This window comes from Kitasatospora sp. NPDC033851 (assembly GCF_055576085.1).
The window spans coordinates 53935-76882 of sequence record NZ_JBVIRL010000008.1 but is presented as its reverse complement, the minus strand read 5'-3'; the positions used below and the strand labels follow the sequence as shown (position 1 = coordinate 76882).

The following is a 22948-nucleotide window of genomic DNA, read 5'->3' as shown; positions in this document are numbered from 1 at the left end:
GTGCTCACTTCTCCACGTATCTCATCGAGCGGATGCCCCGCTCCAGGTGCCACTGCAGATAGGCCGCGACCAGGCCGCTGCCCTCCCGCCAGTACCGCGGCTCGCAGGCGTCGGCCGTCCGCCAGTCCCCTGACAGCAGCGCCCCGAGCAGTACCAGTGTCTCAGGGGAGGGTACGGCACATCCCGGCACTCGGCAGTCCGGGCAGAGCACCCCGCCTGCGGCGAGCGAGAAGAAACGGTTCGGCCCCTCCAGACCGCACTTGGCGCAGTCCGTGAAGCTCGCGCCGTACCCGTTCACCGCGAGCGAGCGCAGCAGGAAGGCGTCCAGCACCAGGTGCGACTCGTGCACCCCCGCCGCCAGCGTGCGCAGCCCGCCCACCAGCAGCAGGTACTGCTGGACGGCGGGCTCGCCCTCGTTCTCGGCGAAGCGCTCGGCCGTCTCCAGCATCGCTGTGCCCGCGGTGTAGCGGCCGTAGTCGGTGACGATCGAACCGCCGTACGGCGCGATGGTCTCGACCTGGGTGCAGAGCGGCAACCCGCGGCCGATCAGCTCACTCCCCCGGCTGAAGAACTGCACGTCCACGTGCGAGAACGGCTCCAGGCGGGCACCGAACTTGGACTTGGTCTTGCGCACCCCGCGCGCCACCGCCCGCACCTTGCCGTGCTGGCGGGTCAGCAGGGTGATGATCCGATCGGCCTCGCCGAGCTTCTGCGCCCGCAACACGACGCCGTCGTCCCGGAAAAGACTCATGCCGACCATTCTCCCCCAGCCGCCGACAGCGGCGGACGGCCGCGGGCGGCGACGCACCGCGGGCGGACAGCGCCGGACAGCCGTGTTGCCCGCACCGGGGCCGTGGGGGAGGACCACTGCGGTGCGGGTCACGGCGGGCCCGGAGGGGGTTCGGGCCCGTTTGTGGGGGATTTCGGAGATGGTCGACGGGTGAAGCGGCGACGAGGGGCTACGTGTACGGGCTACGTGTACCGGTTGCTCGTGCCGGCTACTTGTACGGTGCCCGGGTCGCCGCCTCCAGCAGCGCCCCGACCCGCGCCTGCGGCAGGTCCAGGCAGCGCCCGACCGCGGTCAGCGCCTCGCGCTCCTGCGGCAGGTAGCGCCCGTCGGCCAGGGCGATCGCCGCGCCCTGCAGCAGCAGCCGTTCGCGGCCGTGGTGGGCGAGGTGCGGCGTGAGCGGTTCGAGCACCGCGTGCAGTTCGACGGCCAGGCCGCCGGCCATGCCGTGGGCGTCGTAGAGTTCGCCGCCGAGTCCGGAGAGCGCGGCGAGCGCGGCCAGCACCTGGGCCTCGCCGCAGTCCTCGAACCCGGCCTCGCGCACCGCCGCGCAGGCCGCGTCGCGCGCCTCCCGGTGGGCGGTGCCGCCGGCCGCGAGGAGGGCCAGCGCGATGGTGTACTGGGCGTCCCGCAGCATCGCGCCGAGGCGTACGCAGGTCAGCTGTTCGAGGCTCTCGACGCCGTACCGACCGTGGCAACTGGTGCACTGCACGCTGCCGATCACCGGTCCGAGCGGGAGCACCGGGGTGCCGAGCAACCGCAGCCACCGCCGGCCGTGCTGCCGGCGGTAGTTGCGGTCCCCGCCGCAGCCCGGGCAGAAGAAGTCACCGAGAACGTCAGTCCGCCACCGCGGGCGAACACCCCACAACCTGGTCACGGCGCCACTCCCCAGACATGGCAGGCGGCCTGCTCGACGATGGGCAGGTCACGCGACCGGACACCGAGCCGTCCCACCGACCCGGCTTTCCGGTGGATCGATGTTGCCATGGTTACCGGCACGTGTCAGTACCTCGAACGGCTTCCGATCCCAAAAAATGTGGCGCAGGACACAGCGCCCCCGCGCAGGTGCCTGGGTACGGCGAAGGGCCGCCCCGCAGGACGGCCCCGCCGTGTGCCACTCGTACGAACTACCCGCGCTGCGACCGGTTGACGGCGCTGATCATGGCCTTCAGCGAGGCCAGCACGGTGTTGCCGTCGATGCCCACGCCCCACAGCACCTGGCCGTCCACCGCGCACTCGACGTACGCGGCGGCCTGGGCGTCGCCGCCCTCGCTCAGCGCGTGCTCGGCGTAGTCCAGGACGCGCACGTCGAAGCCGATCCGGGCCAGCGCGTCCGCGAAGGCCGAGACCGGGCCGTTGCCGGCACCGCTCAGGGCCACCGGCGTGCCGTCCACCACGGCCTCGGCGGTCAGCGCGTCCCGGCCGTCCTCGGTGGTCAGGGTGCGCGAGCCGCTCAGCGCCACCCGGCCCCACGGGTTGTCGGTGGTCGGCAGGTACTCGTCCTCGAAGACCCGCCAGATCTCGGCCGGGGTGACCTCGCCTCCCTCGGCGTCGGTCTTGGCCTGGATGATCCGGGAGAACTCGATCTGCATCCGGCGCGGCAGGTCCAGCTTGTGGTCGTTCTTCAGGACGTACGCGACGCCGCCCTTGCCGGACTGGCTGTTGACCCGGATGACCGCCTCGTAGGTGCGGCCGACGTCCTTCGGGTCGATCGGCAGGTACGGCACGCCCCAGGTGTGTTCCTCCACCGGCACGCCCGCCGCCCTGGCGTCGGCCTCCAGGGCGTCGAAGCCCTTCTTGATGGCGTCCTGGTGCGAGCCGGAGAAGGAGGTGTACACCAGGTCACCGGCGTACGGGTGGCGCGGGTGCACCTCCATCTGGTTGCAGTACTCGGCGGTGCGGCGCACCTCGTCGATGTCGGAGAAGTCGATCTGCGGGTCGATGCCCTGCGAGAACAGGTTCATCCCCAGCGTCACCAGGTCGACGTTGCCGGTCCGCTCACCCTGCCCGAACAAGCAGCCCTCGATGCGGTCCGCGCCCGCCATGTAGGCCAGCTCGGCGGAGGCGACGGCGGTGCCGCGGTCGTTGTGCGGGTGCACCGACAGACAGACGAACTCGCGGCGGGACAGGTTGCGCGACATCCACTCGAACTGGTCGGCCTGGACGTTCGGGGTGGCCCGCTCGATGGTGGCCGGCAGGTTCAGGATGATCTCGCGGCCCTCGCCCGGCTGCCAGACGTCCATGACCGCCTCGCAGACCTCCAGCGCGAAGTCCAGCTCGGTGTCGACGAAGATCTCCGGCGAGTACTGGTAGCCGAAGACGGTGTCCTCGCCCAGCAGCTTCTCCGCGTACTCCATCACCAGCCGGGTGCCGTCGGTGGCGATCGCCTTGGTGGCCGCCTTGTCGTTGCGGAACACCACCCGGCGGAACAGCGGCGCCGTCGCGTTGTACAGGTGGACGGTCGCGCGCGGGGCGCCGACCAGCGCCTCGACGGTCTTCTCGATCAGCTCCTCCCGGGCCTGCGTCAGCACCGAGATGGTGACGTCCTCGGGGATCGCCCCCTCCTCGATCAGCGACCGTACGAAGGCGTGGTCGGTGGCACCGGAGGAGGGGAAGCCGACCTCGATCTCCTTGTAGCCCATGCCGACCAGCAGGTCGAACATCTTGCGCTTGCGGGCCGGGGACATCGGGTCGATCAGCGCCTGGTTGCCGTCCCGCAGGTCGGTCGAGAGCCAGCGCGGCGCCTTGGTGATCACGGAGTCCGGCCAGGTGCGGTCCGGCAGGTCCACGGTGCCGAACGGCAGGTAGCGCCCGTACCGCATGCCGGAGGGCTGCTGGCGCACGGCGGCGGCGGTGATCGGGGTGGGCCGGTCGACGAAGGCGCGAGCGGCGGGGATGGACGCGGCGGAGGTCTGCTCGGTCATGGAGGTGACTCTCGGCTTCCTGTGGATGCGTGGTGCGGGCGGGTCGGGAGGGATCAACACCGACTGGCCGGCCTCTGCTGCCGCTCGCGACCCGCCATTGGATCGCCGATTCCGCGCACAGCTCGTTCCCCGCGGCGAGGGAGCCGGCCCCAGTGGACTACAGGCCCTCGACGCGGCAGCTAAGAAGAAGCAGCCCGTTGCGCATGATGCCCCAGCGTAACCCAGCGCCGCGCGCCCCCGAAGTGATCCGGGCTCCCGTTCCACTCCTTGAGACGCCGACCGGTCATGTCAAGGGTGGTGACATTCGGTCATCGAGGCCTCACCCTGGGCCACATGACTGCAGCAGTACCGATCTGCGCGATTGTCCCGCCGTACGTCCTGGACCGCCTCGCCGAGGCCGGTCACGAAGCCGCCGTCCACTCCCTCGCACTCGACGCCGCGCACCGCGCGGCCCGCCTCTCCCCGCCCCCGCCCACCGGCGGCGCCCCGGGCCTCAACCGGGTGATCTCCGACGCCGCCCACGGCCAGCGGCTGCCCGGCCGCACCGCGCGCACCGAGGGCCAGGCGGCGGTCGCCGACGCCTCCGTCAACCACGCCTACGACGGCCTCGGCGCCACCTTCGCGCTCTACGCCGACGCCTTCGGCCGGCACTCCATCGACGACCACAACCTGCGGCTGGACGCCAGCGTCCACTACGGCCGCAACTACGACAACGCCTTCTGGAACGGCCACCAGATGGTCTTCGGCGACGGCGACGGCGAGATCTTCGGCGACTTCACCGCCTGCATCGACGTCATCGGCCACGAACTCACCCACGGCGTCACCCAGTTCACCGCCGGACTCGACTACCAGGACCAGCCCGGCGCGCTCAACGAGTCGGTCTCCGACGTCTTCGGCTCGCTGGTCAAGCAGTACGCGCTGCGCCAGAGCGCCGCCGACGCCGACTGGCTGATCGGCGCCGGACTGCTCGCCCCCGGCGTCCAGGGCGTGGCGCTGCGTTCGATGAAGGCGCCCGGCACCGCCTACGACGACCCCCGGCTCGGCAAGGACCCGCAGCCCGCGCACATGCGGGACTACGTGAACACCGCCGAGGACAACGGCGGCGTGCACATCAACTCCGGCATCCCCAACCACGCGTTCTACCTGCTGGCCACCGCCCTCGGCGGCTCGGCCTGGGAGCGCGCCGGGCGGATCTGGTACGACGCGCTGACCGGCCGCACACTGCCCGCCGACGCCGACTTCACCGCCTTCGCCCGGGCCACCGTGGCCGCCGCCAAGGCCCGCTACCCCGACCAGTCCTCGGTCGCGGACACCGTCACGGCTTCCTGGGCGCAGGTCGGGATCAGCCCGGGGTGACCGGATGACCTCATCACCGTACGGCCGGGCAGAGGAGCCGAGACCGGCTGAGACCGGGTTGAGGTGCGCTTAAGGTCACGGTCCGGGAAAAGCGCCGCAAAAGCCTTCCCTGCGTACCACCATGGACACCATGCGTATCCAGGTGACCCGGACCGGCGGCTTCGCCGGAATCGTCCGCCACGCGGAGCTCGACAGCGCCGAGCGCACGGACGCCCCGCACGTCCACGCCCTCGCCCGCGAGGCCGTCGCGGGCGGGCTGCGCGCCCCCTCGTACGGGGTGCCGGACGGTTTCCACTACGAGATCACCGTCGACGGCCGGACGGTGTACTGCGCCGACCCGAAGCTCACCGACTCGCAGCGGGAGCTGGTGTCGCTGGTGCTGCGCGAGGGCGCGTAGCACCAGCGACGGCGGCGGAAGCGGAAGCGGCGACCGGCGCTCGAACTCCCCGGTCAGGGGCCCCGGTTCAGGGGCCCCGGTTCAGAAGCCGAGCTTGCGCAGCTGCTTCGGGTCGCGCTGCCAGTCCTTGGCGACCTTGACGTGCAGGTCGAGGTAGACCGGCGTGCCGAGCAGCGCCTCGATGTGCTTGCGGGCGGTGGTGCCGACGTGCTTCAGCCGCGAGCCCTTGGCGCCGATCACGATCGCCTTCTGGCTCTGCCGCTCGATGTAGACGTTGGCGTGGATGTCCAGCAGCGGGCGGTCCGCCGGGCGGCCCTCGCGCGGGAGCATCTCCTCGACCACGACGGCCAGCGAGTGCGGCAGCTCGTCCCGCACGCCCTCGAGCGCGGCCTCGCGGATCAGCTCGGCGACCATGATCTGCTCGGGCTCGTCGGTGAGGTCGCCGTCCGGGTAGAGCTGGTCGCCCTCCGGCAGCAGCTTGGTGAGCAGGTCGGCGGCCAGTTCGACCTGCTTGTCGCCGACCGCGGAGACCGGGATGATCTCGGCCCACTCGAAGCCCAGCTCGATGCCGAGCTGGTGGATGGCGATCAGCTGCTCGGCCAGGCGCTTGGAGTCGACCAGGTCGGTCTTGGTGACGATGGCGACCTTCGGGGTCTTCTTGATCCCGGCGATCTCCTTGGCGATGAACTTGTCGCCGGGGCCGATCTTCTGGTCGGCGGGCAGGCAGAAACCGATCACGTCGACCTCGGCCCAGGTGCTGCGGACCAGGTCGTTGAGGCGCTCGCCGAGCAGCGTGCGCGGCTTGTGCAGACCGGGGGTGTCGACCAGGACGAGCTGGGCGTCGGGGCGGTGCACGATGCCGCGCACGGTGTGCCGGGTGGTCTGAGGGCGGTCGGAGGTGATCGCGACCTTCGTCCCCACCAGGGCGTTGGTCAGGGTCGACTTGCCCGCGTTGGGCCGGCCGACGAAGCACGCGAACCCGGAGCGGTACGAGGAGGAAGGGGCATTCATGGGCTCCATTCTCCCTGATCACCGGAGCCCCGCTGCCCGGGGTCGCCCCCGGGCGCGTTCAGCCCTGCTTTCCGCCCTTGGCGTTCCCGGGAATCAGCGAGACCACCACCAGCACCAGCAGGAATCCGAGCGAGCCGAACAGCCAGCCCTGCGAACCGGTCTCCTGCCATTTCCCCAGCCCCATCACGAACAGCAGCAGCCCGGCGAAGAACGCCACCGCCCCCATGTCCCAGCCCCCCTCACCGAGTCCACTCCCCCGGTGAGATTATCTGCAGAACTCGTGGGGGCCACCACGCCGGGTGGTGCCGGGCCGAGAAGGCCCCGCAAGGGCCCTGGCCGCCCCTCAACAGCCCCCCAGAGCCCCTCCGTGCCCCCTCGGCAGCCCCCCAGCGCCGCTCAGCGCGCCTCGGCCGCCACCCGCAGCGCCCCGTCCGGACCGGCCAGCAGCACCGGCGTCCCGGCCCCGCCCAGGTCCCGCACCGCCGCCAGGTCGGCCTCGGCCGGCTGCTCCGCCTCGCTCACCACGGCCGCCGCCTCCAGCGACTTGGCGCCGCTGGCCACCGCCATCGCCACCGCCGTCTGCAGCGCGCTCAGCCGCAGCGACTCCAGGGCGACCGTCCCGGCCACGTAGGTCCGGCCGGTCTCGTCACGCACCGCGGCCCCCTCGGGGACGCCGTTGCGGGCGCGGGCCGAGCGGGCCAGGGTGATGATCTTCTTGTCTTCGGGGTCGAGCTCGACGATGTCACTCATGCCGCCGAGCATAGGCCGCCGCCCGTCGCCACCGGATCGCGAGCGCCCCGGAGGCGAGCGGGCGAGTAGCAGCGGCTCAGTGGCCGACCGGGTGGGTCGGGCCCGGGTTCGGGCGGAGGACCTTGACGAAGGTCTTCGGCCCGGACGGCATCGGCTCCTCGTTCTCGGCGCGATGGCGCCAGTACGGGTTGTCGTGCGGCAGATGGCTGCTCACCCGGCCGTACATCCCGAATGTCGTCAGGACGACCCCGAAGACGAACGCGAACAGCACGTTCGACATCCGGAAGTTGAGGATGTTGGCCTCCGGCCGTCCGAGCACCGTCAGGCCGTAGAAACCGGACAGGACGAACAGCACGCCCACCGCCATGTTCAGGTTGGCGGCGAAGTTCCCGCCGATCACCGCCCCGATCACCAGGATCGCGCCCGCCACGATGGACAGGACGGCCAGCGCGCCGTTGGTCGACAGCCCCGCGACCTGATCGCCCCGGGTGTCGAGGAAGCCCGGGTGGTCGGCCAGCCCGAGGGCCCCGAACACGATCAGGAAGACTCCTCCGAGCCCCGCTCCGATCCGCCAGACCATGAGGAGCTTGTGGTCGACGGGCAGTTCGTCTTGCAGCTTCATGGCGACCTCCAGAGCTCAGCCATGGCCTAGCTGTAGGGGTGGCTCCCCTGCATGTGGGGCGTCTCGTGCATGTAGAGCGAGCCGCACTGCTGGCAGCAGCGCAGCCCGGTGCCCCACTCCTGCTCGGGCCGCGTCTCGGCGTCGTCGGGCATGGTCCGGCCGCAGAGCGCCGTCGAGAGGTCCCGGTCCCGCACCACGTGCCAGGACCTGACTCCGCCGGCCGCCCCCTGCGGGCCGTACTCCGCGCGCAGTTTGTGCGTCATGCCCTCCATGGTCGCTCGGCGGCCGCCCACCCGCTACTCGCCCGCGAACTCCTCGGCCTCGTCGCCCTTGCGGACCGGGGTGGCGACCATCGAGCCGATCCGGTTGCGGCGGCCGGCCGAGGACTCGGCGGTCAGCAGGATGCCGGTCAGGCCGTCCGTGGCCGGCTCCGGCAGCGGGATCTCGCAGGCGGAACCGGGGATCGGCACCCGGCCGAGGTGCTTGGCCAGCAGGCCGCCGACGGTCTCGACGTCCTCGTCCTCCAGCTCGATGCCGAACAGCTCGCCCAGGTCCTCGACCAGCAGGCGGGCGGTGATCCGGTACGAGCCGTCGCCGAGGTCCTCCACCGGCGCGATCTCCCGGTCGTACTCGTCGGTGATCTCGCCGACGATCTCCTCCAGGACGTCCTCGATGGTGACCAGGCCGGCCGTGCCGCCGTACTCGTCGATCACGATCGCCACGTGCGAGCGGCGCTGCTGCATCTCGCGCAGCAGGTCGCCGGCCGGCTTGGAGTCCGGGACGAACACGGCCGGGCGCATCACCGCGCCGACCTCCTCGGCCTCCGCCTCCCGGTTGATGTGGGTGCGCCGCACCAGGTCCTTGAGGTAGACGATGCCGACCACGTCGTCCTCGTTGTCGCCGACCACCGGGATCCGCGAGAAGCCGGAGCGCAGCGCCAGGGTGAGGGCCTGCCGGACGGTCTTGTGCCGCTCGATCATCACCAGGTCGGTGCGCGGCACCATCACCTCGCGCACGATGGTGTCGCCCAGTTCGAAGACGGAGTGCACCATCCGGCGCTCCTCGTCCTCGATCAGGTCGTCCTTCTCGGCGAGGTCCACCAGGGCCCGCAGTTCCGCCTCGGAGGCGAACGGCCCCTCCCGGTAGCCCTTGCCCGGGGTCAGCGCGTTGCCGAGGAGGATCAGCAACCGCGGGATCGGGCCGAGCACGGCGGCCAGCGGCAGCAGCACGAAGGAGGCCGCGGTCGCCGTGGTGAGCGGGTGCTGGCGCCCGATCGTGCGCGGCGAGACCCCCACCGCGACGAAGGACACCAGCACCATCACGCCGAACGCCAGCAGCACGGCCTGCCAGGTCGGGGTGAGGTTGCGCACGCACACCACGGTGACCAGGACGGCCGCCGCCATCTCGCTGGCCACCCGGATCAGGGTCGCCAGGTTGAGGTAGCGGATCGGGTCGGAGGCGAGGGTCAGCAGGCGCGCGGAGCCGCGCCGGCCGACCCGCACGGCCTCCTCCGCCCGGAACCGCGAGACCCGGGAGATGCCCGCCTCGGCGCACGCGGCCAGCCAGCCGAGGACGACGAGCAGCACGGCACCGAGGATGAAGCTCGTACTCTCACCACTCACAGGGGTCGGGCTCCGCGCTCAGTGGGTGGTGGGGGCCGGGGAGATGCCGCCGAGGCCGCGGCCCGCCCGCCAGTCGTCCAGGATGCGCTTCTGGAGGGCGAACATCTCCTCCTCTTCCTCGGGCTCCTCGTGGTCGTAGCCGAGGACGTGCAGCACGCCGTGCACGGTGAGCAGTTGCAGTTCCTCGTCCATCGAGTGCTTCGAGGGGGCGGACTTGCCCTGCTGCTCGGCGACCTCGGGGCAGAGCACGATGTCGCCGAGCAGGCCCTGCGGCAGCTCCTCGCCCTCCTTGCCGGGACGCAGCTCGTCCATGGGGAAGGACATCACGTCGGTGGGCCCGGGCAGGTCCATCCACTGGATGTGCAGCTCCTCCATCGCCGCTCCGTCCACCAGGATCACGGACAGTTCGGACTGCGGGTGGATCCGCATCTTGTCCAGGGCGAAGCGGGCGACGTCGAGGATGGCTTCCTCATCGGCGTCCCAACCGGACTCGTTGGCGATGTCGATCGACATGACGGGCTGTGTGCTCAGCTTTCGGTGCGATGGGACTGGCGGGGTGCTCGGGGCGCCGTGGTCTTGCCCGGGCGCCGCTGGGCGGGCTTGCGGGGAGGGGTGGTGCCCTCCTCGGCCTCCTGGCGGGCGTCCCAGCGCTCGTAGGCGTCCACGATCCGGCCGACCAGCTTGTGGCGGACCACGTCGGTGCTGGTGAGGACGGAGAAATGGATGTCGGGCACGTCGGCCAGGATCTCCTGGACGACCTTGAGGCCGCTCCTGGTGCCGCCCGGGAGGTCGATCTGGCTGGTGTCGCCGGTGACGACCACCCGGGAGTTGAACCCGAGGCGGGTGAGGAACATCTTCATCTGCTCGGGCGAGGTGTTCTGGGCCTCGTCGAGGATGATGAAGGCGTCGTTGAGGGTGCGGCCGCGCATGTACGCGAGCGGCGCGACCTCGATGGTGCCGGCCGCCATCAGGCGCGGGATGGAGTCCGGGTCCATCATGTCGTGCAGCGCGTCGTAGAGCGGGCGCAGGTACGGGTCGATCTTCTCGTAGAGGGTGCCGGGCAGGAAGCCCAGCCGCTCCCCCGCCTCGACCGCCGGGCGGGTCAGGATGATCCGGTTGACCTCCTTGGCCTGCAGGGCCTGCACGGCCTTGGCCATCGCCAGGTAGGTCTTGCCGGTGCCGGCCGGGCCGAGGCCGAAGACGATCGTGTGCTTGTCGATCGCGTCGACGTAGCGCTGCTGGTTGAGGGTCTTGGGGCGGATCGTGCGGCCGCGGTTGGACAGGATGTTCGCGGTGAACACCTGGGACGGCGCCGGGCTGTCCGGGTCCTGCTCCTGGCTGCGGAGCATGGCGATGGAGCGCTCCACGGAGTCCTCCGTCAGGGGCTGGCCGGTGCGCAGCACCAGCATCATCTCGTTGAAGAGCTTCTGCACGAGGGCGACTTCGGCGCGCGCCCCGGTGGCGGTCACCTCGTTGCCCCGGACGTGGATGTCGGCGGCGGGGAAACCCTGTTCGATCACGCGCAGCAGCGAGTCCGCGGTGCCGAGCAGGGTGACCATCGGGTGCTTCTCGGGGATGACGAACCGGGCGCTGACACGGCCGTCGTCGGCCGGTTCGGAACGCGACTGTCCGTTGGTACGGGTCTGCGATGTGTCACTCATAGGTCGGCGCTGGGGCCTGCCTCATCCCATCCGTGGTGTCGTGTGCCGCTCGGTGTCTCCGGGGCACCAGGGTACGCCGCGAGCGTGATCGCCGCGGCGGGCGGCGGGGCCGCACCCGTCGATGCTGCGGCAGTTCGCGGGACGGCGCGAGCCCTTTTTTCCGCGGGTACCCGGCGCGGGCGGGTTCACGGCCGACGCGGGCCGGTTCACCGCCGACGAAGGCGGGTTGACAGCCGACGACGGCGGGTTCACGGCCAGCGAAGGCGGCTTCACGGCTGACGGCGCACGGGCACGGGCACCCGGGCGAGGTCGGCGGCCAGCACCAGCTCCCCGTCGAAGTGCTTGCGGGCGTCGGCCAGATGCTGGCCGAGGTCCGGATAGCGCTGTGAGAAGTGGGTCAGCACCAGGGTGCGCGCGCCCGCCTCGGCGGCGACCTTGGCGGCCTGCCCGGCGGTGAGGTGGCCGTGCTCCTCGGCGAGACGGGCGTCGGCGTCGGTGAAGGTGGCCTCGACCACCAGCAGGTCGGTGCCCTCGGCGAGCGCGTACACGCCCTCGCAGAGCCGGGTGTCCATCACGAAGGCGAACTTCTGGCCCGGCCGCGGCTCACTGACCTCGTCCAGGGTGACCCGCCGGCCGTCCGCCTCGATCGCGCCCTCGTGCTGCAGCCGGCCCACCGCCGGCCCGGAGACGCCCAGAGCGGCGAGCCGTTCGGGCACCAGCCGGCGGCCGTCCGGCTCGGCCAGCCGGTAGCCGAAGGACTCCACGGGGTGGTCCAGCCGCACGGCGTCCAGCGCGAAGCGGGCGCCGGGCGCGGGCAGCGGGCCCGGCTCGTCGATCGGCCGGGGCCGCAGCACGGCCGTCTCGTGGTACGCGGTGGCGTGCCGCAGCCGCTCGAAGTAGACCTCGCCGGAAGCCGGGAAGTAGACGTCCACCGGATGCGGGACGCGGTCCAGGTTGATCCGCTGGATCACCCCCGCGAGGCCCAGGCAGTGGTCGCCGTGGAAGTGGGTGACCGCGATCCGGGTGATCTGGGTGGCCGTGACCCCGGCGTGCAGCATCTGCCGCTGGGTGCCCTCGCCGGGGTCGAACAGCAGGCCCTCGCCGTCCCAGCGCAGCAGGTAGCCGTTGTGGTTGCGGTGCCGGGTGGGCACCTGGCTGGCGGTGCCGAGGACGACGAGTTCGCGCTGGGACACCTGGGATCAGACCATGCTCTCGGTCATGCGCTTGCCGCCGAGCACGTGGACGTGGGCGTGGAAGACCGTCTGCCCGGCGCCCGCACCGGTGTTGAAGATCAGCCGGTAGTCCTCGATGCCCTCGTCCTCGGCCACCCGGCCCGCCTCGGCGAGCAGTTCACCGGCGATCTCCGGCTCGGCGGCGGCCAGCGCGGCCGCGTTCGGGTAGTGGACGTGCGGGATGACCAGGACGTGCACGGGGGCCTTGGGGGCGATGTCGCGGAAGGCGAGGACGCGCTCGGTCTTGCGCACCACCGTCGCCGGGATCTCGCCCGCCACGATCTTGCAGAACAGGCAGTCGGGCTGCGCCTCGCCGGCCATCGGCTACTCCTCGGGATCGGTACGTCGGGTGATGGGGCCGTACGGGCGCAGCCTAGCCGAGCCCGGCCGCGGCCTGCTGGTACTCCCGCAGGTGCTTCCAACGCACCGCGCGCATGCCGACGATGTCGCCGTCGTCGAGGTCGAAGTCCTCGGAGAGGATCGTCACCGCGAGGAAGACGAAGCCGAGCAGCCAGCGCCTGGTGAGCCGCCACGTGTTCGGGCGCATCACCCGCTTGGTGCGCACCACCCGCATCGCCAGGATCGCCTTGCCGACGCTGAAGCCGGCGAGGCGGGCGAGCACGACCTGGTTCAGGAAGGACACGAGGAGGCCGACGACGACCAGCGCCACGACGTACGGCACGGCCGGGCCGCCGCTCTGCACGGAGTGGCCCGCCACGTTCCTGACCTTCGGCCGGCTCGCGGCGTCGGCGGCGGCGAAGCCGAGGCCGACCGCGAGGAAGAAGTCGAGCACGATCGCCAGGAAGCGCCGGCCGCCGCCCGCCTCCTTGGGGGGCGGCAGCGTCGCGGCGCGCTGCGGGTGCTGCGGCTGCTGCGGGTAGGGGTTGGGGTCGGGGTACGGGTCGGGCTGGGCGTACTGCTGGGGCTGTCCGTACTGCTGCGGCTGGCCGTACTGGGGCTGCTGGGGCTGCGGCGGCTGCGGCGCGTAGCCCTGCGGTGCGTACCCCTGCGGCGGGTACGGCTGCGGTTGCTGCTGGTAGGGCGGGTACGGCTGCGGTTGCTGTTGTCCGTAAGGGTTCTGGCCGTACGGCGACGGCGGGTAGCCCTGTGCCATGGTGATTCCCCCGTGAGCTGTGGATCAAGAAACAGCCCCGCATCCTACCCACGCCCCCGCGTGGGAAGTCGGCCCACCCGACTTCCCACGCGGCGACCCGCCCGCTTGCCTCCGGCGCGCCCCTTCGGCTTCTTTTTTCGGGGCGCACCCAGGCGGCGCCGCTACTGCCAGGGCATCGGCGGCGCCGTGCGGGCCGGGGTGTCGGCGAGTGCGGCCAGGGCGAGCCGGACGCCCTCGGCGAGCTGCGGGTCCTCGCCGGCCGCCCAGTGGTGCGGGGCGATCGGCACCTCGACGTCCGGGTCGACGCCGTGGTTCTCCACGCCCCAGCCGTAGTTCTCCAGCCAGAACGCGTACTTGGGCTGGGTGACCAGGGTGCCGTCGACCAGCCGGTAGCGGCTGTCGATGCCGATCACCCCGCCCCAGGTGCGGGTGCCGACGACCGGGCCGATCCCCAGCGCCTGGATGGCGGCGTTGACGATGTCGCCGTCCGAGCCGGAGTCCTGGTCGGCGAGCGCGACGATCGGTCCGCGCGGGGCGTCGCCGGGATACGGCACCGGGCTGTCGGTGTCCCGGCTGACGTTCCAGCCGACGATGCGGCGGGCGAGCTTCTCGATCACCAGCTGCGAGGTGTGGCCGCCCCGGTTCTCCCGGATGTCGACGATCACGCCCTCCTTGGCCATCTCCGAGCGCAGGTCGCGGTGGATCTGGGCCCAGCCGGTGGTCTGCATGTCGGGGACGTGCAGGTAGCCGAGCCGGCCGCCGGACAGTTCGCGCACGGCGGCCCGCCGCCCGGCCACCCAGTCGTGGTAGCGCAGCGCCTCGTCGTCGGCGAGCGGGACGACCACCGGGTGGCGCTGGTCGGTGCCGTCCTTGCCGGCCACGGTCAGCTCGACCGGCTGCCCGGCGGTGCCGGCCAGCAGCGGGGCCGGGCCGGTGACCGGGTCCACCGGGCGGCCGTTGACCGCGAGGATCGCGTCGCCCGGGCGGATCGCGGCGCCGGGCGCGGCCAGCGGCGAGCGGGCCCTCGGGTCGGAGGACTCGCCGGGCAGGATCCGGGCGATCCGCCACTGCCCGCCCTCCTTGACGAGGTCCGCGCCGAGCAGGCCCTGGCGCCGGGCGGCGTCGGTGTGCGCGCCGTAGGGGAGGACGTAGGCGTGCGAGGTACCGAGTTCGCCGTGCACCTCCCAGAGCAGGTCGACCAGGTCGTCGTGCGAGCCGACCCGCTCCACCAGCGGCCGGTAGCGCTCCAGGACGCCGGCCCAGTCCACGCCGGCGAGGTCGGGGCGCCAGAAGTTGTCCCGCATCAGCCGGCCGTTCTCGGCGAACATCTGCCGCCACTCGGCGGCCGGGTCGACGGTGACCCGCAGCCGGGCGAGGTCCACGGCGGTCTCGTCGTCCTCGCCGGCCGCCTTGTGGTCGGCGGGGACGATGCGCAGCTCGCCCTCGTCCAGCACGGCGACCCGGCTGCCGTCCCCGCTGACCGCGAAGCCGTCGACGTCGTGCACCAGTTGCTCGACCCGGCGCTTCTTCAGGTCGAAGCGCTCCAGCACCGGCCGGGGCCGGTCATCCTCCAACGAGGCCGCCTCGTCGCCGAGTTCGCCGAGCAGCGGGGCCCTGGTCCACAGCACGCCGTCCTTGGCGGCCCGCAGGGTGCCGAACAGGCCGCCCTCGACCGGGAACGGGACGATCCGGTCGGCGATGCCGTCCAGGTCCACCCTGGTCACCGGCGCGGTGTCGGCTCCGCCGTCCTCGCCGTCCGCCTTCTTGGCCCGCGGCTCGTCCTCCTCCCCGCCGAGCGGGCGCCCGGCCCGCTGCGGCCCGAACGGGGACGGCGTGTCGGCGGCCAGCGTGATCAGGTACGGGCGGCAGCCGTTGGGGAAGGACAGGTCGAAGACGTGCGAGTCGTAGACCGGGTCGAAGTTGCGCACCGACAGGAACGCCAGGTAGCGGCCGTCCGCGGTGAAGGCCGGCGAGGTGTCGATGAAGCGCTGCTGGGTGGCCTCGCTCACGGTGCGGGTGGCCAGGTTGGCCAGCACGATCTGGCGCAGCGACCACGGGCCCAGCCCCGGCACCGGCCGCGACCAGGCCAGCCAGGCCGAGTCCGGGCTGAAGACCAGCCCGCCGACCTCGCCGTCGGTGCTGCGGTCCAGCTCGTGCACGGTGCCGTCGGCGAGCGTCACCAGCAGCACCCGGCCGTCGTGCACGCCGAGCGCGGCCTGCTTGCCGTCCGGGGAGACGGCCAGCGCGTTGACCCGGCCGAGCTGCCCGGCGGCCAGCCGGCGGCGCTCGGTGCCGTGCACGGCCGGCGCGAACTCCAGGGCGTCCTCGCCCTCGGCGTCGGACACCCACAGCACGCCCTGGGCGCCGTCCTCGCCCGGCACCACCCGGACCAGGCGCCCGCGCACGCCCGGCGTCTCGTCCAGCACCCGGGCCGGGCCCTCGCGGTGGGTCAGCCAGTGCACGCTGCCGCGCACCACGACGGCGCTGGCCCGGCCGGTGCGGTCGGGGGCGACCGCCTCCAGCCAGTGCGCGGCGTGCACCGGGCGGGGGCGGCGGCCGCTGCGCGGGCCGGCCAGCCGGATGTCCAGGCGGCGCGGCTCGGCGCCGGCCAGGTCGTCCAGCAGCCAGACGTCACCGGCCCGGTGGAACACCACCCGGGTGCCGTCGGTGGCGGCGTTGCGGGCGTAGAAGCCGTCCGCGCCGACGCTGTGGCGGCGCAGGTCGGACCCGTCCGGGAGGCTGGACCACAGCTCGCCGACGCCCTCGTGGTCGGACAGGAAGGCGATCCGGCCGCCCTGCCCGCCCTGCCCGCCCGGCCCGCCCGCAGGGCCGGCCACCCACAGCGGCGAGGACAGCTGGCCGTCCAACCCCTCGTGGACGCGGACGAATTCGTCCCGGCCCAGCCACAGCTTGCCGGCCCGGCCGCCCCGGTAGCGCTTCCACCAGGCCGGTTCGCGGATCGCGGCACTGGCCAGCAGCACCCGGTCCCCGCCGGGCTCGAAGGCGATCCCGCCGATCGGCCCGTACGGCAGCCGCGCGGGCTCGCCGCCGTCCAGCGGCACGGCGTGCGCCCAGGTGCGGCGCAGGGTGGCCTGGCCGGCGGTGGTGGTGGCGATCGGGCGGCCGTCGGCCGTCCAGCCCTGCACCCGGGTCTGGCCGCTGCCCCAGTGGGTGAGCCGGCGGGACGGGCCGCCGTCCACCGGCACCACGTGCACCTCGGGCGCGCCGTCCCGGGTGGAGGTGAAGGCGATGTGCCGCCCGTCCGGGGAGAACCGGGGGTCGTGGACCGGCCGGTGGTCGGCCGTCAGCCGCCAGGCCCGGCCGCCGTCCAGCGGGGCGAGCCAGAGGTCGTTCTCGGCGACGAAGGTGATCAGGTCGCCGTGCAGGTGGGGGTGGCGCAGATAGGCGCCCGCGGAGGTGCTCAGGGAGTCCGTCACGCGGTCCAGCGTAGGCACGTACGCGTACGAGCCGCCGGGCTTTCCGGCAAGAGTCGGGCCCCTCGGGTGAGCCCGCTGGACCGCGCCGCGCGGCCGTAGTACGGGCCGCGGCCCCGGTGCACGGGCCACGGCCCGGTCCGGGCTACGCCCAGCGGCCGGTGCGTCCCAGCAGCAGCGCGCCGGCGGCCACCCCGGCGGTGGAGGTGCGCAGCACCGAGGGGCCCAGCCGGTACGGCTTCGCGCCCGCCTCGGCGAACGCGGCCAGCTCCTCCGGGGACACCCCGCCCTCCGGGCCGACCACCAGCACGAGGTCGCCGGCCTCGGGCAGCGCGGCGTGCGCCAGCGGCTCGGCGCCCTCCTCGTGCAGCACGGCGGCGAACGCGGCCCGCGCGAGGACGGGCGCCAGCTGCCTGGTGGTCATCGGGTCGCGGACCTCGGGGAAGCGCAGCCGGCGGGACTGCTTGCCCGCCTCGCGGGCGGTGGCCCGCCACTTGGCGAGCGCCTTGGCGCCGCGCTCGCCCTTCCACTGGGTGATGCAGCGCGAGGCCGCCCACGGGATGACCACGTCCACGCCGACCTCGGTCATGGTCTCCACGGCCAGCTCGCCGCGGTCGCCCTTGGGCAGCGCCTGGACGACGACGATCCGCGGCGCGGGCTCCGGCTCGCGGCGCACGGCGGCGACCGCCACGTCGATCGCGTCCTTGCCGAGCACCTCGGCGACCGTCCCGTCCACGCCGAGCCCCTGCCCGTCGGCCAGGGTCACCGACTCGCCCGGCTCCAGCCGCTTCACCGCGGCCGCGTGCCGCCCCTCCGGGCCGTCCAGGCGCACGACGGTGCCGGGCGCGGCGGCGACGATCCGCTCGGTCTCGACGACGAAGACGGGTGCGGTCATGCGGGGGAACCTTTCCGGGGTGCGGCCTGCGGGCTGAGGCCTGAGGCCCGGGTGCGGCCTACGGCCTGAGGGGGGACACGCGAAAGAGGTGCCGGGGTGGGCCCCCGGCACCCCTGCGCGGACGGCTACCGGCCGTTGAAGGCGTCCTTCAGCCGGGAGAACAGGCCCTGCTGGCCCGGCGCGAACTGGCCGGACGGCTGCTCCTCACCGCGCAGCACCGCGAGGCGGCGCAGCAGGTCCTCCTGCTCGGCGTCGAGCTTGCTGGGCGTCTTCACCTCGACATGCACTATCAGGTCGCCCCGGCCGCCCCCGCGCAGGTGGGTGATGCCCCGGCCGTGCAGCGGGATCGACTGGCCGGACTGGGTGCCGGGCCTGATGTCGACCTCCTCCAGGCCGTCCAGGGTCTGCAGCGGCACCCGGGTGCCGAGCGAGGCCGCCGTCATCGGGATGGTGACGGTGCAGTGCAGGTCGTCGCCGCGCCGCTGGAAGATGGTGTGGGTGGTCTCGGCGATCTCGACGTACAGGTCGCCGGCCGGGCCGCCGCCGGGGCCGACCTCGCCCTCGCCGGCCAGCTGGATCCGGGTGCCGTTGTCGACACCGGCCGGGATCTTGACGGTCAGGGTGCGACGGGCGCGGACCCGGCCGTCGCCGGCGCACTCCGGGCACGGGGTCGGCACGACGGTGCCGAAGCCCTGGCACTGCGGGCAGGGACGGGAGGTCATGACCTGGCCCAGGAAGGACCTGGTGACCTGGGAGACCTCGCCCTTGCCGCGACACATGTCGCACGTCTGGGCGGAGGTGCCGGGGGCCGCGCCCTCGCCGCTGCACGTGGTGCAGGTGACGGCGGTGTCGACCTGGAGCTCCTTGGTGGTGCCGAAAGCGGCCTCCTCCAGGGTGATCTCCAGCCGGATCATGGCGTCCTGGCCGCGGCGGGTGCGCGAGCGCGGGCCACGCTGGCCGGCCGCGGCGCCGAAGAAGGCGTCCATGATGTCGGAGAAGCCGAAGCCCGCCGCGCCGGCGCCGAAACCGCCCGCGCCACCGCCGCCCGGCGACAGCGGGTCACCGCCGAGGTCGTAGACCTGGCGCTTCTGCGGATCGGAGAGCACCTCGTAGGCGGCGTTGATCTCCTTGAACCGCTCCTGCGTCTTCGGGTCCGGGTTGACGTCCGGGTGCAGTTCGCGTGCCAGGCGCCGGAACGCCTTCTTGATCTCGTCCTGCCCCGCATCCCGTCGGACGCCGAGTACCGCGTAGTAGTCCGTGGCCACCAAATGCTCCGCTTGTTCCGCCTGTAGTAGTGCTGCGACTGGTTACCGCGCGTCATCTCCAGGACGCGCGGTCTTTGCTACGACTCGGCCAGGATCTGACCCACGTACCGCGCCACCGCGCGCACCGCCCCCATTGTGCCCGGGTAGTCCATCCGGGTCGGGCCGATCACACCCAGTTTGGCCACGCTCTCGTCGCCCGAACCGTAACCGACCGACACGACCGAGGTGGAAATCAGCCCTTCGTAGGCGTTCTCCCGCCCGATCCGGACCGTCATCGCGGCGTCGTTGGTCTCACCCAGGAGGCGGAGCAGGATGACCTGCTCCTCCAGGGCCTCCAGCACCGGCTGGATGGTGAGCGGGAAGTCGTGGCCGAAGCGGGTCAGGTTGGCCGTGCCGGCCAGCATGATCCGCTCCTCGTTCTGTTCCGCGAGCGTCTCGAACAGGGTCGCCAGGACCGTGCTGACGGTCGGCCGGTCGGCCTGCTCGAACATCGCCGGCAGTTCCTCCAGCAGCCCCGGGACCTCCGGGAGGCGGCGGCCGGCGGCTCTGGTGTTGAGCGCGGCCCGCAGGTCCGCCAGGACCGTCTCGCCGACCGTGCCCGGGCAGTCGACCATCCGCTGCTCGACCCGGCCGGTGTTGGTGATCAGCACCAGCATCACCTTCGCCGGGGCCAGCGCCACCAGCTCGATGTGCCGCACGGTGGACCGCGTCAGCGACGGGTACTGCACCACCGCGACCTGCCGGGTCAGCTGGGCGAGCAGCCGCACGGTGCGCGCGACCACGTCGTCCAGGTCGACCGCGCCGTCCAGGAAGTGCCGGATCGCCCGGCGCTCGGGGGCGCTCATCGGCTTGACCTCGGCGAGCTTGTCGACGAAGAGGCGGTACCCCTTGTCGGTCGGGATGCGGCCGGCGCTGGTGTGCGGCTGGTGGATGTACCCCTCCTCCTCCAGCGCCGCCATGTCGTTGCGGACGGTCGCCGGCGAGACCCCGAGGTTGTGCCGCTCCACCAGGGCCTTGGACCCGACGGGCTCCTCGGTGCCCACGTAGTCCTGCACGATCGCGCGGAGCACGGCGAGCTTGCGGTCGTCCAGCTGGCGGACCTCACCGGCCATGGGGCACGCACCTCCGTCTTCGCTCGTTGTCCGTCTGTGTCCCTGGGTGTCCCCGGGTGCTGCTGCCGGCCGTTCCCGGAAGGTCCGGCCTCGGCACCTTGGCACTCTGAACACACGAGTGCCAGAACCGTACCTGCCAGTGTAAGGCCCGGGTCCTGCCGCAGGAACGGCCGGACCGGCGTGATCCTTCCCGCAGTTCCAGGTACGGCCCGCGGGGCGGCCACCGTTCACGGGTTCCCGTCACGGGTTCCCGGCGCGCGAGTGGTGCCACGAGGCCGTCCGGGTGGCAGCATCGAAGGCGACGGCGAATGGAGGAGCAAGCGATGTCGAGCTCGGGCCAGCACACCCGTTTCGCACCCGACCGCGGCCTGACCGGCCGCATGGTCGCGACGATGTTCGTGATCGGGCTGCTGTACGTCGGTTTCACCGGCCTGCTGATCGCGCTGCTGCGCGGCGCCTGGCCGCTGATCGTCCTGATCTCCGGCGGGCTGTTCGTGGCCCAGTTCTGGTTCAGCGACAAGATCACCGAACGGGCCATGGGCGCCCGCCCGGTGTCCCCGGAGGAGTTCCCCCAACTGCACGGCACGATCGACCGGCTCTGCGCCCTGGCCGACATGCCCAAACCCCGCGTGGCGGTCGCCGACAACGACATGCCCAACGCCTTCGCCACCGGCCGCAACTCGCAGAACGCGGTCGTCTGCGTCACCACCGGCCTGCTGCGACGCCTGGAGCCCGAGGAACTGGAAGGCGTCCTCGCCCACGAGCTGTCCCACGTCGCCCACCGGGACGTCGCGGTGATGACCATCGCCGGCTTCCTCGGCGTACTCGCCGGCGCGATGACCCGCATCGCCGTGTACGGCGGATTCATGGGCGGCGGCCGCAACAACAACGACCAGAACGCGGCCATCGTCGCGCTGATCATCCCGCTGGTCTCGATGGTCGTCTACGCGATCAGCTTCCTGCTCACCCGGCTGCTCTCCCGCTACCGCGAACTGGCCGCCGACCGCGCCGCCGCCCAGCTCACCGGCCGGCCCAGCGCCCTCGCCTCGGCCCTCACCAAGGTCACCGGGCAGATCGCGGCCATCCCCAGCAAGGACCTGCGCCAGGCGCAGCCCTACAACGCCTTCTACTTCGCCCCCGCGCTGAACGCCCGGGAGACCGCCTCCCAGCTGCTCTCCACGCACCCGACGCTGGAGAAGCGGCTGGAGCAGCTGGCGAAGATCTCCGAGCAGCTCGGCCACTGAACCCCCGCCGACCCTCCGCCGACCCCTGCAGACCCTCCGCCGACCTCCGCCGACCTCCGCTGACGAAAGGACCGCCGTGGGAATCCTGGACGCCCTGTTCGGCCGCACCAAGCCCGTCAAGCCCGACCTGGACCAGCTGTTCGGCGTGCCGTCCGCCGCACTCACCCTGGAGGCCGGCGCCGCGTTCACCCCCACCGGGCTCGGCTCGGTCTGCTTCGCGGCCGTCGAAGGCGCGGCCTTCGTCCAGGTCGAACAGCAGGTACGGGCGCTGCTGGACGCCGACACCGAGCGCGGCGGCGTCCCGGTGGAGGCCTCCAAGGACGACTACGGCTACTCCTGGCTGCTCGCCCGGCACCAGCCCGAGGAACTGCCGGAGCTGGTGAACGACCTGCACGCGGTCAACAGCGAACTGGAGGCGAACGGCTTCGGGCCGCAGCTGCTCTGCTCCCTGGTCGGCTTCCGCAATCCGCAGGGGCAGTCCCTGGCCCTGGTCTACCTCTACAAACGCGGCACCTTCTACCCCTTCGCCCCGATGCCCGGCGGCGGGGAGAAGCGCAACAGCCCGCTGGAGCTGCAGGTCAACGCGATGCTGGGGAACGACCTGCGGCTGGAGAAGGACCTCAGCCGCTGGTTCCCGGTCTGGGGCGCGCCGGGCCTCTGACGGCCCGTCCGCCATCCCTATGATCACCCGTATGCGCAGCCGCCAGTACGGTCCCGACCTGACCCCGCCGTGGAAGAAGCAGGCCCCCGCCCCGGAGGTGCCCGCCGAGCGGGACCTGGTGGTCGAGGAGGCGGCGACCGGCTTCTGCGGGGCGGTGGTGCGGTGTGAGAAGACCGCCGAGGGGTTCACCGTCACCCTGGAGGACCGCTTCGGCAAGCACCGGGTGTTCCCGCTGGTCCCGCGCGGCTTCCTGCTGGAGGGCAAGGCCGTCACCCTGGTCCGCCCGGCCGGCCCGGCGGCGCCGCGAACGCCTCGCCGCACCGCCTCCGGCTCGATCGCCGTCCCCGGCGCCCGCGCCCGGGTCGCCCGCGAGTCGCGGATCTACGTCGAGGGCCGGCACGACGCCGAGCTGGTCGAGCGGGTCTGGGGCGACGACCTGCGCATCGAGGGCGTCGTCGTCGAGTACCTGCGGGGCATCGACGACCTGCCCGCGATCGTCGCCGACTTCGCCCCCGGCCCCGGCCGCCGCCTCGGCGTCCTGGTCGACCACCTGCTCCCCGGCACCAAGGAGCACCGCATCGCCGCCCGGGTCACCGGCGACCGCGTCCTCGTCGTCGGCCACCCCTACATCGACATCTGGCAGGCCGTGAAGCCCGCCGCCGTCGGCATCCCCGCCTGGCCCGCCGTCCCCCGCGGCGAGGACTGGAAGGAAGGCACCTGCCGCCGCCTCGGCTGGCCGACGGACACCCCGGCCGCCTGGAAGCACATCCTGTCCAAGGTCGACACCTACAAGGACCTGGAACCCGAACTCCTGGGCCGGGTCGAGGAGCTGATCGACTTCGTGACCCTGCCGGACTGAGG

General features: G+C 72.6%; 23 protein-coding genes. 5 read left to right on the top strand and 18 right to left on the bottom strand.

What is annotated here, in order from left to right:
- Positions 1–4: 4 nt before the first annotated feature.
- From recO to leuA, 3 genes are all read right to left on the bottom strand, one after another.
- Positions 5–751: a DNA repair protein RecO gene (recO, locus tag ACZ51D_RS17510; protein WP_360504284.1), complete on the bottom strand. Its 747-nt coding sequence runs from the start codon at positions 749–751 to the stop codon at positions 5–7.
- A 247-nt stretch (positions 752–998) separates the two neighbouring features.
- A complete protein-coding gene (locus tag ACZ51D_RS17505; RefSeq protein WP_465620156.1) occupies positions 999–1664 on the bottom strand; it encodes a TerB family tellurite resistance protein in 666 nt (221 codons plus the stop codon).
- A gap of 250 nt (positions 1665–1914) precedes the next feature.
- Positions 1915–3711: a 2-isopropylmalate synthase gene (gene leuA / locus ACZ51D_RS17500; protein ID WP_465662724.1), complete on the bottom strand. Its 1797-nt coding sequence runs from the start codon at positions 3709–3711 to the stop codon at positions 1915–1917.
- Positions 3712–4044: 333 nt separating this feature from the next.
- Here leuA and ACZ51D_RS17495 point away from each other — a divergent pair, with 333 nt between their 5' ends.
- Together ACZ51D_RS17495 and ACZ51D_RS17490 are read left to right on the top strand one after the other, a co-directional pair.
- On the top strand, positions 4045–5067 hold the full coding sequence (locus ACZ51D_RS17495; protein WP_360504290.1) for a M4 family metallopeptidase: 1023 nt from the start codon (positions 4045–4047) through the stop codon (positions 5065–5067).
- 130 nt (positions 5068–5197) lie between these two features.
- Complete coding sequence (locus tag ACZ51D_RS17490) at positions 5198–5464, top strand: protealysin inhibitor emfourin (RefSeq protein ID WP_360504292.1); 267 nt, start codon at positions 5198–5200, stop codon at positions 5462–5464.
- Positions 5465–5545: 81 nt separating this feature from the next.
- Here ACZ51D_RS17490 and era read toward each other — a convergent pair whose 3' ends face one another.
- The 15 genes from era to hrcA form a co-directional block, all read right to left on the bottom strand.
- Complete coding sequence (gene era, locus ACZ51D_RS17485; protein WP_360504294.1) at positions 5546–6475, bottom strand: GTPase Era; 930 nt, start codon at positions 6473–6475, stop codon at positions 5546–5548.
- Positions 6476–6533: 58 nt separating this feature from the next.
- Positions 6534–6701 carry a hypothetical protein gene (locus ACZ51D_RS17480; protein ID WP_360504296.1) on the bottom strand — a complete coding sequence of 56 codons (168 nt, stop codon included), beginning with the start codon at positions 6699–6701 and terminating at the stop codon, positions 6534–6536.
- A gap of 170 nt (positions 6702–6871) precedes the next feature.
- The gene (locus tag ACZ51D_RS17475) at positions 6872–7225 is read right to left on the bottom strand and encodes a cytidine deaminase (RefSeq protein ID WP_465620152.1); all 354 of its coding nucleotides are present in this window, start codon (positions 7223–7225) and stop codon (positions 6872–6874) included.
- 76 nt (positions 7226–7301) lie between these two features.
- Positions 7302–7847 (bottom strand): DUF4383 domain-containing protein, encoded by a 546-nt coding sequence (locus ACZ51D_RS17470; protein WP_465620151.1) that lies wholly within the window; start codon positions 7845–7847, stop codon positions 7302–7304.
- Positions 7848–7873: 26 nt separating this feature from the next.
- Complete coding sequence (locus ACZ51D_RS17465) at positions 7874–8110, bottom strand: hypothetical protein (protein WP_360504302.1); 237 nt, start codon at positions 8108–8110, stop codon at positions 7874–7876.
- A gap of 33 nt (positions 8111–8143) precedes the next feature.
- On the bottom strand, positions 8144–9469 hold the full coding sequence (locus ACZ51D_RS17460; RefSeq protein ID WP_360504304.1) for a hemolysin family protein: 1326 nt from the start codon (positions 9467–9469) through the stop codon (positions 8144–8146).
- An 18-nt stretch (positions 9470–9487) separates the two neighbouring features.
- Complete coding sequence (gene ybeY, locus ACZ51D_RS17455) at positions 9488–9982, bottom strand: rRNA maturation RNase YbeY (RefSeq protein WP_465620148.1); 495 nt, start codon at positions 9980–9982, stop codon at positions 9488–9490.
- Positions 9983–9996: 14 nt separating this feature from the next.
- The gene (locus ACZ51D_RS17450; RefSeq protein WP_396287807.1) at positions 9997–11130 is read right to left on the bottom strand and encodes a PhoH family protein; all 1134 of its coding nucleotides are present in this window, start codon (positions 11128–11130) and stop codon (positions 9997–9999) included.
- Positions 11131–11399: 269 nt separating this feature from the next.
- Positions 11400–12323, bottom strand: coding sequence for a ribonuclease Z (locus ACZ51D_RS17445; RefSeq protein ID WP_360504306.1), 924 nt, complete (start codon positions 12321–12323; stop codon positions 11400–11402).
- Between the two features lie 6 nt (positions 12324–12329).
- Positions 12330–12683 (bottom strand): histidine triad nucleotide-binding protein, encoded by a 354-nt coding sequence (locus ACZ51D_RS17440; protein WP_360504308.1) that lies wholly within the window; start codon positions 12681–12683, stop codon positions 12330–12332.
- 52 nt (positions 12684–12735) lie between these two features.
- Positions 12736–13476: an RDD family protein gene (locus ACZ51D_RS17435; protein WP_465662722.1), complete on the bottom strand. Its 741-nt coding sequence runs from the start codon at positions 13474–13476 to the stop codon at positions 12736–12738.
- A 161-nt stretch (positions 13477–13637) separates the two neighbouring features.
- The gene (locus ACZ51D_RS17430) at positions 13638–16913 is read right to left on the bottom strand and encodes a S41 family peptidase (protein WP_465662720.1); all 3276 of its coding nucleotides are present in this window, start codon (positions 16911–16913) and stop codon (positions 13638–13640) included.
- 142 nt (positions 16914–17055) lie between these two features.
- The gene (locus ACZ51D_RS17425) at positions 17056–17805 is read right to left on the bottom strand and encodes a 16S rRNA (uracil(1498)-N(3))-methyltransferase (protein WP_465662718.1); all 750 of its coding nucleotides are present in this window, start codon (positions 17803–17805) and stop codon (positions 17056–17058) included.
- Positions 17806–17930: 125 nt separating this feature from the next.
- Positions 17931–19070, bottom strand: a complete 1140-nt coding sequence (gene dnaJ, locus ACZ51D_RS17420) for a molecular chaperone DnaJ (RefSeq protein WP_360504316.1) — start codon at positions 19068–19070, stop codon at positions 17931–17933.
- Between the two features lie 77 nt (positions 19071–19147).
- Complete coding sequence (gene hrcA / locus ACZ51D_RS17415; protein WP_360504318.1) at positions 19148–20182, bottom strand: heat-inducible transcriptional repressor HrcA; 1035 nt, start codon at positions 20180–20182, stop codon at positions 19148–19150.
- A 323-nt stretch (positions 20183–20505) separates the two neighbouring features.
- Here hrcA and htpX point away from each other — a divergent pair, with 323 nt between their 5' ends.
- From htpX to ACZ51D_RS17400, 3 genes are all read left to right on the top strand, one after another.
- Positions 20506–21426, top strand: a complete 921-nt coding sequence (gene htpX / locus ACZ51D_RS17410; protein ID WP_465620139.1) for a zinc metalloprotease HtpX — start codon at positions 20506–20508, stop codon at positions 21424–21426.
- A 76-nt stretch (positions 21427–21502) separates the two neighbouring features.
- Positions 21503–22087: a PspA-associated protein PspAB gene (gene pspAB, locus ACZ51D_RS17405; RefSeq protein ID WP_360504322.1), complete on the top strand. Its 585-nt coding sequence runs from the start codon at positions 21503–21505 to the stop codon at positions 22085–22087.
- A 31-nt stretch (positions 22088–22118) separates the two neighbouring features.
- Positions 22119–22946, top strand: a complete 828-nt coding sequence (locus ACZ51D_RS17400; RefSeq protein ID WP_465662716.1) for a DUF3097 domain-containing protein — start codon at positions 22119–22121, stop codon at positions 22944–22946.
- Positions 22947–22948: the final 2 nt, after the last annotated feature.